Raw genomic sequence first — 13,688 nt, forward strand, 5'->3', positions numbered from 1 at the left:
CTAGCAGAGGGAGCCGTGCATCCGCAACATCTGTCAGAGGGATCCGTGCATCCGCATCATTTGTCAGAGGGATCCGTGCATCCGCAACATCTGGCCGAAGGAGCGTTGCACCCGCATCATCTAGCAGAGGGAGCCGTGCACCCGCAACATCTGTCAGAGGGAGCTGTGCATCCGCAACATCTGGCCGAAGGAGCCGTGCATCCGCATCATCTAGCAGTAGAATCGGTTCAACAGCACCATATTGCTCCGCATGCAGTCAGTGGATCGCATATTCAAGCACAGTCGATTGAGCGTGATCATCTGGCGTCGGGAGTAATAAGTGTCGAGCATTTGGATGAGGAACTGTTTCTTATGTTATCCGAAACGTGGGATTCCAAAATATCTGAGCAACCGTTAATTGGCTCAGCGGATATCACTCCTGGCGTAATCACAACAGAACATTGTGCATTTACACCAATTCGAGCCTCATCGACTCATACTGCCGCTCTGCAGCAATTTGGCACGGTGCCATTTTCATTCCGAGATCTTGATGAGATGATCGAATTGCGTATTTCATTTGATGAGCCCTATCAAAATAAGAATTATGTACTGGTAGCGATGACGAATCATTCTGCATGTTACGCCGTAATGAAATCCCAATCCACTGATCACGCTATTATCGAAATTATGCGAACACGCATTAGCCCACATCCGAATGGATTGGTGTCTTGGATAGCAATTGGGTAGGAGTAACGGAGTGTGATACTCCCATATTCCCAGCTTACCGGAACCGTCAGCTTCATCTGTGGCAGCTGGCGGTTGCGTTCTATCCTTGCCAACCAACATCTACTCACATGACAAATTGTTCCCACATATAATGGACTTTCCGCACATGTCACAATTGAACACGAGCGATGAGTAAAATCTATGACGTGAGAGCTCATTTCTATATGTTCCACTCAGGGAGGGTGTATGTAATGAAGGGCATCATTTTGGCTGGAGGCACGGGGACACGCCTCTATCCATTGACGAAGCTGATCAATAAGCACTTAATACCCGTTGGGAAGCATCCTATGGTCAGTTATGCGATTGAGCGTCTTCGCTCAGCGGGTATCACGGATATTTTCATGGTCATCGGCAAAACGTCAGCTGCGCTATATACCGAATATTACGGAAGCGGACAATCCATGGGGGTCAATATTACGTATGCAGTTCAAGAAGAGGCAGGAGGCATTGCACAGGCGCTGTCGCTAGCAGAGCCCTATCTTCCGCCAGATGAAAAATTCGTTGTCTTGTTAGGAGACAATTTATTTTTGGATAATTTAACGCCTTATGTAGACGAATATCGCAATCAGGATCTTGGGGAAGCGCGTATTTTGCTTAAGAAGGTCAAGGATCCGCATCGATATGGCGTACCGATTTTCGATAAGGAGCGCCAGGATCGCATTGTAAGAATCGTTGAGAAGCCGAAAGTCCCTGCTTCCTCTTATTGTGTAACCGGCATTTACATGTATGACACTCATGTATTTGAGCACATTCGGTCGATCGCTCCTTCTACCAGAGGAGAACTGGAAATTACAGACGTGAACAACTGTTACGCCCAAGCTGGCAAGCTGCATTACAACTTGCTGGAGAAATGGTGGATCGATGCGGGGACATTTGATTCCTTGTCTGAGGCATCTCAGCAGCTATGGGAGGTGCAGTTATGACGCATGTGCTGGTAACAGGCGGCATGGGATTTATCGGGAGCAATTTTATCCTCTACATGCTGTCCCAATATAGCAACTTACGCATTACGAATCTGGACGCTCTGACGTATGCAGGCAATCCTGATAACTTGGAAGAGGTGTCGTCTTCTGAGCGCTATCGGTTCGTTAAGGCAGACATTACAAATCACGTGCAACTGGAGCGTATTTTCGCTGAAACGGCTTACGATGCGGTTGTGCATTTTGCGGCAGAATCCCATGTTGACCGAAGTATAGCTGATCCAGAGGCGTTTGTTCGAACGAATGTATGGGGGACGTTTCAACTGCTGGAGGCTGCCAAACGGCACGGAGTCTCGAAGTTTATCCATGTCTCCACAGATGAAGTGTATGGATCGCTTGAGGATACCGGGTGTTTCACGGAAGAGTCGCCACTTGCACCTAATAGCCCCTACTCCGCATCCAAGGCCGGCTCCGATTTGCTTGCCCGCGCGTATGGGCAGACGTATGGACTGCCTGTTGTTATTACACGCTGCTCGAACAACTATGGACCGCGGCAATTTCCGGAGAAGCTGATTCCGACTATTATTTTGCGGGCATTGCATGACGAGCCGATTCCTATCTATGGAGACGGATCAAATGTACGGGATTGGCTGCATGTGACAGATCATTGCACTGCGATTGATTTTGCTTTGCGAGTGGGCAAAGTCGGTGAGGTATACAACATAGGTGGTCATAATGAACGGACGAATCTGGATGTCGTGAGGATGATCCTTCAAGTGCTTAATAAGCCGGAATCTCTTATTACGTTTACTTCGGATCGTCCAGGACATGACAAGAGGTATGCTATTGACCCTAGTAAGAGTGAGCGAGAATTAGGCTGGCGTCCCCAAATTGAGCTTGAACAGGGGATGCGCCAGACGGTTGCATGGTATGTATCGAATCAAGCATGGTGTGAGCGAGTGCGCTCTAATGCGTATTTAGAAAGCCGCTAGTTTTTGGTTCAAGCAAGCAGCGGCTGCCTTCAACGAACAAGAGTGACAATTGGTAAAACGATAGAAAAAGGGGCCGAAAGATATGTTCAAAAAACGCCGACCGTTGCCGCGAACATCTCGGCAGACAAAGGCTCAAGGCCAGCGAATAGCTCGCCATTTACTAGGAAAGCGCAAGGGTGAAAGGCTGACTGAACGTTATGAATACGGCTATTCGCTCGGATATATAGAAGGTCTTCAAGCTGGACAGGAGAAGTATGGTGAGCAGTTTGAGGGTACGAGTATAATCATACCTACTTACAATCAGGTGGATGTTCTTGAACAGTGTGTAGACAGCATACGCGCCTATACGGAAGTGCCTTATGAGATTATCGTCGTTGACAATGCGTCTACGGATGGTACATCTGCTTTTTTGAATAAGAAATCCGGACAATTTCGGTTTTATATTCATGAGAAAGTTAGAGGATTTGCTGGTGCTGTGAATACAGGATTGATGATGTCAAAAGGCACGTCGATATGTATTTTGAACCCAGACACGTTCGTTACATCCAATTGGCTGACGAATATGCTGGCATGTCTGAATAGTGATCTTGAGATTGGAATGGTTGGCCCAGTGACGTACGTTCTGGATGAGAAGCAGCAGCTTGCGGATACCGATGAACAGATGGAAAATTTGCATCACTATCATTCAGAATCCACTAGCCCTGTTTTGGATCCTAGTAAATGGAACAGTGCTGATCATTTGGAAAGCGGTTGTTTATTGTTCCGTCGTAGCTTATTTGAAGAGACTGGCTATTTTGACGAGGGCTATGGTCATGTATATTATGAGGTCGAGGATTACAATGTCCGAATCAGGCTTAGTGGTCGGAAGCTAGTCGTCGCTCAGGATACATGCATATATCAGGTTGTCAGTAAAGGGACAACTGCATCTGGGGATCAATCTCAATCCACAAATGATAATTATGCAAGTCTGTTCCAGAAAAAGTGGCGGAACCCTTATAATTGGATGCATCGTGTTCGTGAACGTTATGGCAAACAAAACGGTGAACGCTGCCAGACATTCTATCCGACTCATGTGGCTGTGGCGGGATTGTCAGAGACTGTCTATTGGATTGAACAGGGTACCAAGCATCCGGTTGAAGGGAACCTAACCATCCCGATCGTAAGCGTAAGTCAGGTTGATCTGAGGGGATGGCCGACAGGATCAACGGTAGACGCGGAAAGCGTGACGAAGAAATGGAAGGAATCACATACAGAAGATGGGGGAATCGCGGAGGGCAGTGTGTTTACTACAGAATCCGGAAGGTATTATCAACGACAAGGGGATCTATACAGGGAATTCATGAGTGAGCATGCTTTAACGCGCTGGGAATTGACTGAGAAAGTAGTGGAGCGTACCGAGATCGACAAGGAAGCCCTTGAGGAAGGGCTCCCCATTATGGCAGCTCCAGAAATTCATTTGCATCTGTTATAAATGAGTCCGTTAAGCAGCAGTTGAATGGCGGCAGAAAGGGGGAGAACACGATTGGATAAAATGAAGCGGATACGGAAAATCCGACAAACGGATAGACAATTGTCGGGACTGAAGCAACGTATTCGACACCGAAAATCTAAGCTGACAAAGAAGACGCATTCGAACATTTATAAGGGAGCTGAAGCAACTGCGTATCGAGATGGCTTCGAAGCCGGGTTTGCCAAGGGGTTCGAAGATGGCCATCACCTGATATATTCCAATCAAGTATAGGATCAAAGACAGTCTGACGCTTGCGAAGCAAGAGGAGGGCTGTTTTTTGTGTTTTATGACATAAAGTCTTCGGTGATGGCATCCCCTTTTGAATTGCGAATTTCGCTGTTTTCAACATCTCCCTAATTGTAACGATCTCTTATTTTGGCCGCACCTCAAGCTGAATGACATCCAACGTAGAACCTCCTTGCAAAGGCATGGAAAGCCACATGCGTGCAATATGAACTCCCAGGGCGCGGGGAATAATTGATTCCCACATGATGCCGCGCTGCTGCTGCTCCCACTGGGAAAAGGCGCGCTGCGCCCGTTGGAGTAAGTGCTTATTGATCCTGCTAGGCATGTAGTCGGCATGGAGCTGAGCGGGCTTCATTCGAACAAAAACAAGCTCGTCAGATATATAAATTTGTGTATCTTGCGGCTGGAATAGCTGTTCGCCATGCAGGTCGTTCCAAATTTTCCATTGTTCTGTAAGCTTGTATTTTTGGGACTCGCCAAGCTCTGCGTATGACATTCTGTCCATCCTCCTGTATTTGTATTGAAGCGCTACACATATGCATTGAATCTGTCTGTACCGACGGCAATGGGAAAGCCATTCGATCGTATTGCGTATCCTACCTTTTGGCACAAAGATTGTAAATAGATGCCAATCCATGATTTTGAAATGAATTGTCAAGCAAAGCGTTTACATACGGGTATTTATTTAAATTTCTTTGTTTTTCTCATGAAATCATCGCCGTACAAGCAAAGTGGAGAAATTGCGAGGTAATAAGGCTGTAATGAGAGATAAGATGGGATTAGTTCATCACAATTGCTTGGAAATGGAGAAATTATGGTTTTCATTTCATTTACAGCAGGAGGGGGAAAGGCGTAAGATTCAGTTCAGCAACAACAACGATATCCGTTGCGTCTCAATCGCTGAATTGCGCAGAAAGCGGAAGCGGGGGAACCAATAAAGCGAATGCAGAGCTGAGTAATAGTCAGCAGCCAACGTTCGCATGGGGTGAATCCGGTACAGGAATCGATTCCTGGCTGGTAGGGCGACTCTTCGCGCCCGAATCCGTCAGCTAACCTCGTAAGCGTACGGGAGAGGCGCGCCTGATCAGATGGCGACGTACCTCTTTCTTGCAAGCAGGGCTTCGGACAGATGAACAGGAGGAAATGGATATGTACGATGCGGACCGGGTCATTGCAGTGTTCGCAGGCTGTGAGATGGGAATTGACTTTATACGCCAATTGAAAGGAGCAGGATATTCGATAGCGGGTATCGCCCATAATGGACGGTTGGCGAAGCGATTGGAAGGTATTGGAGTTACTCCGGTATGTCGAATCAATACGACGGAGCCGAAGGCGTGGGCTGTGCCTCATGTTCCAATTGGCCGAATCTATGTATTTGAACAAAGCTTTGCACTATCCTGCCGGCTGCTTCAAATATGCCGACAATGGACGACGGAGCCGATCACAATCGTAACGAAGCGTCATCATCCGCAGTCGATTTACCGATTGCTTGGTGCGAATTACGTCATTTATACGCAATCGGATCAAGTATCATTTTTACTATCTGATATCATCTAATTTATCCATATAGGCAATGCTCACCGCTGAATCCCATTCATGGGAACGGGGGAACCAACGTTAGTGCGCCAACTGTACATTTACAGTTCGCGCAAGGGGTGAATCCGGCACAGGAATCCGTTCCTGGCTGGTAGGGCGACTCTTCGCGCCCGAATCCGTCAGCTAACCTCGTAAGCGTCCAAGGAGGCAGCCTTTATTTCGTCGTGGAACAATTACGCGTACGTTTATTTGACAATGCGTGAGTGAAGCCACACGGAAAGGGTCCCTCTTTCCGTGTGGCTTTTTGTGTTGCCTGCGCGTTCTTATTGAGCCAATAAGGCTTGATAAGAACGGGATCGCGGCAGCATTGCCTGTAAGATGAGAACCTTATTCAGGAGGAGGAAGGGACAATGTTTGATGCAGTCATGATGATTCTTATCGCGCTGCTTGGACTGAGCGTATTGGGAATTCTCCATTGGTGCAAGGCGGAAGTGGAAGAACGAGGTGATCGCTCATGATGATCGTCTTATTCACCTTGATTACGGCTTTGTTCATTTACTTGTTATATGCCTTAGTCAAGCCGGAACGATTTTAGTTTAGGCAGAATCATTGTTGATATTTGTACATTAGAGAAGGGTGGAACGGAACGATGAGTGCAATCGAATGGATCGCCATTGGAATTACCTTATTGCTTGCCTTGGCGATAGCGCGTCCGATCGGAATATATATGGCAGGGGTGTTTGATAATAGCGGAGCTCCAAGACCGCTGGACTCTGTATTTGGGCCGATAGATCGATTTTTATTTACATGTTTCGGCATTAAGGACAAATCGCAAAGCTGGAAGGCATACGCCTTTACGGCAGTTGCCACCAACGTGCTGATGATTGTGGTGACATATGCAATATTCCGCCTTCAAGGGGTATTGCCGCTTAATCCGAATGGGATTCCGGGCATGGAACCGGGAGTGGCATTCAATACGGCGATCAGCTTCATGGCGAATACGAACTTGCAGCACTACAGCGGTGAAAGTGGGCTGTCCCTGCTGTCGCAAATGATGGGCATTATTTTCTTAATGTTCACGTCTCCTGCTACAGCTCTTGCGGCAGTGATGGCGATTATTCGCGGTTTGACTGGCAAACCGCTCGGCAATTTCTTGGCAGACCTTGTACGTTCGATTACGCGTATTTTCCTGCCAATTGCGATCGTTGCCAGTGTGCTGTTCATCTGGAATGGGGTACCGCAATCCTTAAGTCCAATGGAAAGTGCAGTAACTGTTGAAGGAGCAGAGCAGCACATTCCGCTTGGCCCTGTAGGAGCTATGATGTCGATTAAGGAGCTTGGCAACAATGGTGGCGGCCACTTTGGAGCGAACTCTGCTCATCCATTTGAGAATCCGAATGGTGTGACGAATTTAATTCATATTTTACTCATGCTAATGCTGTGTACAGGACTTCCATTTACCTACAGCCGTATGGTCGGCAACAAGAAGGAAGGACGAGTTCTATTCGTCTCGATGGCGATCCTGTTCCTAATTATGCTTAGTTCCTCTCTTACGGCGGAATATATGGGGAATCCGGTATTGAACGCTGCGGGATTAAGCGGATCTGGCAGCATGGAAGGGAAAGAAGTACGCATTGGCGTTGCTCAATCCTCGCTATATTCGGTCGTTACGACTGCATCAGAGACGGGCGGCGTCAATAATATGCATGATACGCTGACACCGCTTGGCGGCTTGATCCCGATGGCGAATATGATGCTGAACACCGTATTCGGCGGTGTTGGTGCAGGCTTTATGAATGTGCTGCTGTACGTCATGATTGCCGTATTCCTATCCGGTCTCATGGTCGGACGAACACCTGAGTTTCTGGGACGCAAGCTGGAAAGCCGGGAAATGAAGCTGCTGGCAGTTACTTTGCTGGTGCATCCGATCCTGATTCTTGTACCGACTGCGATTGCAGTTGCTACACAGGCGGATACGCTGTCCAATCCAGGGTTCCATGGATTGTCTCAGGCGTTGTATGAGTTTACGTCCTCGGCTGCGAACAATGGTTCCGGCTTTGAAGGGTTGGGCGACGCAACACCATTTTGGAACATTTCCACAGGGATCGTCATGTTCTTAGGGCGCTATGTATCGCTCATTACGCTGCTGGCAGTAGCCGGTTCGATGGCGAAGAAGCAGCCGATTCCGAATACAAGCGGTACGTTCCAAACGAATACGGCGCTGTTCGGTATCGTATTTGTCGGCACAGTGCTTATTGTAGGTGCTCTGACGTTCTTCCCGGCAGTCGTGCTTGGACCGGTCGCAGAACATCTGACGTTGTGGAAATAAGGGGGAACGGAAAATGAGAACGGAAAAACAGATGAAAACACCCGCACCATATGAACCGGCGCGCAGACATACTACAGATACGAAGGAACGGAGCATGTTCCAAGGCAGCTTAATGCGGGCAGCCTCGATCGATGCGCTGCGAAAGTTTGATCCGCGTCAGATGGTTAAAAATCCAATGATGTTCATTTGCGAGGTAGGCTTCGTCATTACGCTGCTGCTTACATTCGCACCAGATGCATTTGGCTCGCCAATGCCGCGTTGGTTCAACGGCACAGTCAGCTTCATTTTGTTCATTACAGTGTGGTTCGCCAACTTTGCTGAGGCTCTTGCAGAGGGTCGGGGCAAGGCACAGGCAGATTCCTTGAAGCAAGCGAAGCGGGATTTATGGGCTAATAAAATTACGGAAGCAGGTACGGTTCGCGTATCCTCATCCGAGCTGCGCAAGGGAGATGTCGTAATTGTTCGCGAAGGGGAAACAATTCCTGGAGATGGTGAGGTAATCTCTGGATTGGCCTCTGTTGATGAATCGGCGATTACGGGAGAATCTGCTCCTGTATTGAAAGAAGCAGGCGGGGATTTCTGCTCCGTAACGGCCGGAACGAAAGTGATCAGTGATGAGATTCGTGTTCGAATTACAAGCGACCCTGGAGAATCGTTCCTGGATCGGATGATTTCGCTTGTAGAGGGCGCACAGCGCAAGAAGACACCAAATGAGCTTGCACTTCATACCGTGCTTGTCAGCTTGACGCTTATCTTTTTGGTCGTTGTCGTTACGCTGCCTATATTCAGTAACTATTTGCAGGTTGAATTGAATGCCGGGGTACTGATTGCCCTGCTGGTCTGCTTGATTCCAACCACGATTGGCGGCTTGCTGTCCGCTATCGGGATCGCTGGTATGGATCGCGTAACCCGCTTTAATGTCATTGCAACATCAGGCAAGGCGGTTGAAGCGTGCGGGGATATTCATACGATTATTTTGGATAAGACAGGAACCATTACGTTCGGTAATCGTTTGGCTCATGAGCTCATTCCGGTTCAAGGCGTGAGTGTGAATACCTTGTCTGAATGGGCGGCAGTTGCCTCCCATCATGATGAAACGCCTGAAGGGCGCTCCGTCGTGGATTGGGTATCCAAGGCAGGAATTACGTATAATGCTGAGCTTGCTGTCCAAGGAGAATTCATCCCTTTCAAAGCGGAAACGCGCATGAGCGGCGTGGATTTGAAGGATGGACGCTGTGTGCGCAAGGGAGCTGTCGATGCGGTGAAACGCTGGGTTATCGCCCAAGGAGGTACTGTGCCTCAGGATTTGGATGCCAATTCGAATGCGATCGCTTCTGCCGGCGGCACGCCGCTGGCGGTAGCCGTAGGACGTGACATATATGGCTTAATTTATTTGAAGGATACGGTGAAGCCCGGGATGCGGGAGCGGTTCGAGCAGCTTCGCCGCATGGGCATCCGTACCGTGATGTGTACAGGGGATAACCCGTTGACGGCGGCGACGATTGCGCGGGAAGCTGGTGTCGATGACTTCATCGCGGAGAGCAAGCCGGAAGATAAGCTGGCGCTTATTCGCAAGGAGCAAGCGGAGGGCAAGCTTGTAGCAATGACTGGGGACGGTACGAATGACGCTCCTGCGCTGGCGCAAGCCGATGTCGGCATTGCGATGAACAGCGGTACGGCCGCAGCGAAGGAAGCTGCGAACATGGTTGATCTCGACTCTGATCCGACGAAGGTTATTGAAGTGGTGTCTATCGGCAAGCAGTTGCTAATGACGCGCGGTGCTCTGACGACATTCAGTATTGCAAATGATGTAGCGAAATATTTTGCGATTATACCCGCAATGTTTATGATTGCCATCCCGCAAATGTCTGCCCTGAATATAATGGACTTGCATTCGCCAGTATCGGCCATTTTATCGGCACTTATCTTTAATGCCATTATTATTCCGTTATTAATTCCGTTGGCGGTCAAAGGCGTCGCCTATAAGCCGATGTCATCGGCTAAACTGCTGCAGCGTAACTTGTTCGTGTATGGCTTGGGCGGGCTGATAGCTCCTTTCGTCGGCATTAAGCTGATCGATCTGATTGTGGGAATGCTGGTGTAGCATCGGCTTGGGTGTTTGGCGGCAATGACATAGATAGAGAATATTGTTGAATATATGATTTCGGGTTCGATCAAGGAAGAAGAGAGGATGAACGAACATGGGAGAGCGTATGAATATTGGTGGAGCGATGGTACGGACGACAATCGGTCTACTGCTGCTGTGCGGACTAGCTTATCCATTTGCGATGACGGGGCTTGCGCAGGCGGTCATGCCGAAGCAGGCGAATGGAAGCATGGTATACAATGAGAAGGGGCAATTGCTAGGCTCGAAGCTGATTGGACAGAATTTTACAGAACCGCAATATTTTCATGGACGAATTTCGAGCATTGGCAATGATGCTGCCGGCTCTGGTTCGCCGAACTACGCTCCATCAAATCTAGCTCTTCAGGAGAGAGTAGTGAAGTCGGTTGAGGAATGGGGCAAGGTGAATCCGGATGTAGCTGCAAAGCCGATCCCGCAGGATTTGTTGACGAACTCCGCGTCTGGTCTTGATCCGCATATCACACCGGAAGCGGCGCGCGTACAGCTGACTCGTGTAGCGAAAGCAAGCGGTATTTCCAAGGAACGGTTGGAACAATTGATTGAGAAATATACGGAAGGCAGGGACTTGGGCGTATTTGGACAGATGCGCGTCAATGTATTTATGCTTAACCTGGAAGTGCAGCACGAAATGAAAGGCTAGGTGTCGGCTGTGAATGAAGGGGATGAATATCGTCGGCAGTCGCCAGAAATGATATTGCGCATGCTGGAGCAAATGAAGCGGGGGAGACTCCGTATTTTGATGGCCGTTGCTAGTGGAGCGGGCAAGACTACGCAGCTTCTGCTTGAAGGATGGAATTGCACCAAGCAAGGGCTTGATGTCGTATATGGGACAGCGCTGCCAACACAGGAGATATGGTCTGAGGTAGGATTGGATGCAGGCGGAGAAGAGCCTCCCCTTAAAGCAATAGCGATGATCGCATGGCAGAAGGACGGTCTGCATCGATACGATATCGATGTGGAGGCGATTACGGCACGGATGCCCGATGTTGTATTAATTGATGGGCTGGCTCATCGTAATCGAATGGCTGCCTTGCGTCCTACAAGGCTAGAGGATGTGCGGGAATTGCTCAGACGCGGCATCAGTGTCATTGCGACGATGAATGCCTATGAAGATGAAAGTGTTCAAGCGGCGGCCAAGAAAATGACAGGGGTCGTCAGCGAATGGACCGTACCAAGTGAGGTGTTGAAGGAGGCAGACGAAGTCCGCCTCCTTGACGTGTCTGCGGAGTCTTTAATGGAGCGCAGAACGTATGGGCAGCTTAGAGGCAAGGGTCATTCGCGGAAGCACCGGGCAGAAGAACGCAGCCGAATCAGCATCTTGCGTGAGCTTGCACTGCGAACGATGGCTGATCATGTGAACGGTTCTCTGGAGCAGCATCGAAATGAGCTGGGGCTTATGGGGCCATCGGGGGCATCCGAACGAATTCTTGTTCTCGCGCAATTCGGCTGGAATGGCTCGATATATGTTCGAAGAGGGCAGCAGATTGCTAAGCGGTTGAACGGGGAGCTTTATATTGTGACCTTTGTTCAGCCGGATATGGAATTAACGACGGAGCAGGCTGCTTTTCGCCGTTCTCTGAAGAAGATGGCCATGAAGACTGAAGCGGTATGGGAGGAGATTCCTTCGCGCTCTCGCCGCGATATGGCCGCTGCATTAGCTGAGTATGCGAAGATTCATGGCATCACGCGCTTTGTACTCGGCCACTCTCGTCAGACACGATGGCAGGAGTGGTGGAATGGCTCGCTAATTGGAGCGCTGCTAAGACGCATTGAAACGACAGACTTGTTCCTGATCGCCGATCATTCACTCGTGAAAGGAGAGCGGATACTGCCTGCTCGCCTAGCTGCATCGGCTGAGGCGGAGCCGCTATTTAAGCGGGTCACGGAGCAGCGGATTCAAGAGAAGGCTGCTGGCTTGAAGCGGGGAAGGCTCAAGGTGATTATTGGTGCAGCACCCGGCGTAGGCAAAACGTATCATATGCTGCAAGAAGGCAATCGGTTGCTTGAGCAAGGGGTTGATGTCGTTATTGGTCTGCTGGAAACGCACGGCAGAGCTGAAACGGCGTCTCAAGTAGGAGCACTGACAATCGTTCCGCGCAAGCGTATTGCGTATAACGGCAAGATGCTGGAGGAGATGGATACAGAAGAACTGCTTCGCATTCATGCCGAAGTCGTGCTCGTTGATGAGTTGGCCCACACGAATGTACCAGGAAGTATGCGCGCCAAGCGTTATGAGGATGTATTATGCTTGCTCGAAGCGGGCATATCCGTGGTCACGACAGTCAATGTCCAGCATCTAGAAAGCTTGAATGACGCGGTAGAGCATTTGACCGGGGTACGTGTGCGCGAGACTGTGCCTGATATCGTGCTTCGGCAAGCGCGGGAAATTCAATTAATAGATGTAACTCCCCAGACGATACAGGAAAGAATGCGTGCTGGGTTGATCTATAAGGCGGATAAAGTAGAGCAAGCCTTATCGAACTTCTTCCGCGTTCCCAATCTGATCGGCTTGCGGGAGCTTGCGCTGCGAGAGGTGGCTGACGATGTCGATGAGCGATTGGAATCGTGGGAGCGAAGGGCACTGTTCCGCGGTCCATGGCGGAGGCAAGAGGTGATATTCGTCTGCATTGGCCCTGACGTGCGTCCAGAAGGACTCGTTCGGCATGGATTTCGGATTGCTCATCGCCTGAAGGCCCCCATGCATGTCGTTCATTTGCCGGTTGCACCCTGGGGGCAGCGCAAGACATCTGTTGTTTTGGAGAGGGAAATGTCCGAAGTGCGGGCACTGACCGAGCGGCTTGGAGGTACGTTCCACGAGCGCGCGGCAGTGACGCGAGGAAAATGGGCTGAGTCGGCTGTACAAATGGCCGATCAGCTTCGTGCCAGTCAAATTATCGTAGGTATGCCAATCCGCTCCCGCCGCTGGGGCAGGCTGGGGGCAATGGAGGCACTGATGCGCCAGGCAAGGCATATGGATGTACTCGTCCTCTCTGAATGGGAGGATTTGCGAACGAAATAACGACTATGAAAATTACAGGAACTGCGTATGATGATCATGCTTCCCATATAAACTGAATGAATCATAGCCGTAAGCGGGCTATGATTTTTTATTCACAAATTAGACACAAGTTTTTAAGTTGCCTTTCAGCCTATTTTCAGCTTGCTTTAGAGTTGGATCGATAACATGGAAGTAACGATTCATACAGAGGCGTACTTTATGCTTGCTGGCGAGGTACGCCTTGTA

The 13,688-nt window shown here is 49.5% G+C and carries 12 protein-coding genes and 2 riboswitches; of the genes, 11 read left to right on the top strand and 1 reads right to left on the bottom strand.

Annotated elements, in window-relative coordinates:
• The 5 genes from PAV_RS13695 to PAV_RS13715 form a co-directional block, all read left to right on the top strand.
• The coding region (locus PAV_RS13695; RefSeq protein WP_040735968.1) for a WIAG-tail domain at positions 1–726 on the top strand (726 nt) is incomplete at its 5' end.
• Positions 727–956: 230 nt separating this feature from the next.
• Positions 957–1,688, top strand: coding sequence for a sugar phosphate nucleotidyltransferase (locus tag PAV_RS13700; RefSeq protein ID WP_005547145.1), 732 nt, complete (start codon positions 957–959; stop codon positions 1,686–1,688).
• The gene (gene rfbB, locus PAV_RS13705) at positions 1,685–2,677 is read left to right on the top strand and encodes a dTDP-glucose 4,6-dehydratase (protein ID WP_005547147.1); all 993 of its coding nucleotides are present in this window, start codon (positions 1,685–1,687) and stop codon (positions 2,675–2,677) included. Before PAV_RS13700 ends, rfbB begins: the two co-directional genes overlap by 4 nt.
• 82 nt (positions 2,678–2,759) lie before the next feature.
• Positions 2,760–4,148: a glycosyltransferase family 2 protein gene (locus PAV_RS13710; RefSeq protein WP_005547149.1), complete on the top strand. Its 1,389-nt coding sequence runs from the start codon at positions 2,760–2,762 to the stop codon at positions 4,146–4,148.
• A gap of 51 nt (positions 4,149–4,199) precedes the next feature.
• The gene (locus tag PAV_RS13715) at positions 4,200–4,418 is read left to right on the top strand and encodes a hypothetical protein (protein WP_005547150.1); all 219 of its coding nucleotides are present in this window, start codon (positions 4,200–4,202) and stop codon (positions 4,416–4,418) included.
• 139 nt (positions 4,419–4,557) lie between these two features.
• Here the strand turns inward: PAV_RS13715 and PAV_RS13720 are convergent, their stop codons facing one another.
• A complete protein-coding gene (locus tag PAV_RS13720; protein WP_005547152.1) occupies positions 4,558–4,929 on the bottom strand; it encodes a hypothetical protein in 372 nt (123 codons plus the stop codon).
• A gap of 392 nt (positions 4,930–5,321) precedes the next feature.
• Positions 5,322–5,512: riboswitch (cyclic di-AMP (ydaO/yuaA leader) on the top strand.
• Positions 5,513–5,582: 70 nt separating this feature from the next.
• Between PAV_RS13720 and PAV_RS13725 the strand changes: the two genes are divergently transcribed.
• The 6 genes from PAV_RS13725 (at position 5,583) to PAV_RS13745 (ending at position 13,463) form a co-directional block, all read left to right on the top strand.
• Positions 5,583–5,990 carry a hypothetical protein gene (locus tag PAV_RS13725; RefSeq protein ID WP_005547154.1) on the top strand — a complete coding sequence of 136 codons (408 nt, stop codon included), beginning with the start codon at positions 5,583–5,585 and terminating at the stop codon, positions 5,988–5,990.
• 14 nt (positions 5,991–6,004) lie between these two features.
• A riboswitch (cyclic di-AMP (ydaO/yuaA leader) is annotated at positions 6,005–6,182 on the top strand.
• Positions 6,183–6,486: 304 nt separating this feature from the next.
• Positions 6,487–6,564: a K(+)-transporting ATPase subunit F gene (gene kdpF, locus PAV_RS37615; protein WP_227775128.1), complete on the top strand. Its 78-nt coding sequence runs from the start codon at positions 6,487–6,489 to the stop codon at positions 6,562–6,564.
• Positions 6,565–6,618: 54 nt separating this feature from the next.
• Entirely contained in the window at positions 6,619–8,298 is a 1,680-nt protein-coding gene (gene kdpA / locus PAV_RS13730; protein ID WP_005547158.1) for a potassium-transporting ATPase subunit KdpA, read from the top strand.
• Positions 8,299–8,392: 94 nt separating this feature from the next.
• Complete coding sequence (kdpB, locus tag PAV_RS13735; protein ID WP_040736022.1) at positions 8,393–10,402, top strand: potassium-transporting ATPase subunit KdpB; 2,010 nt, start codon at positions 8,393–8,395, stop codon at positions 10,400–10,402.
• Between the two features lie 97 nt (positions 10,403–10,499).
• Positions 10,500–11,084 (top strand): potassium-transporting ATPase subunit KdpC, encoded by a 585-nt coding sequence (kdpC, locus tag PAV_RS13740; RefSeq protein ID WP_005547162.1) that lies wholly within the window; start codon positions 10,500–10,502, stop codon positions 11,082–11,084.
• 9 nt (positions 11,085–11,093) lie between these two features.
• The gene (locus tag PAV_RS13745; protein WP_005547164.1) at positions 11,094–13,463 is read left to right on the top strand and encodes a histidine kinase; all 2,370 of its coding nucleotides are present in this window, start codon (positions 11,094–11,096) and stop codon (positions 13,461–13,463) included.
• Positions 13,464–13,688 lie beyond the last annotated feature (225 nt).

The organism is Paenibacillus alvei DSM 29, assembly GCF_000293805.1.
Classification (GTDB): Bacteria; Bacillota; Bacilli; order Paenibacillales; family Paenibacillaceae; genus Paenibacillus_B; species Paenibacillus_B alvei.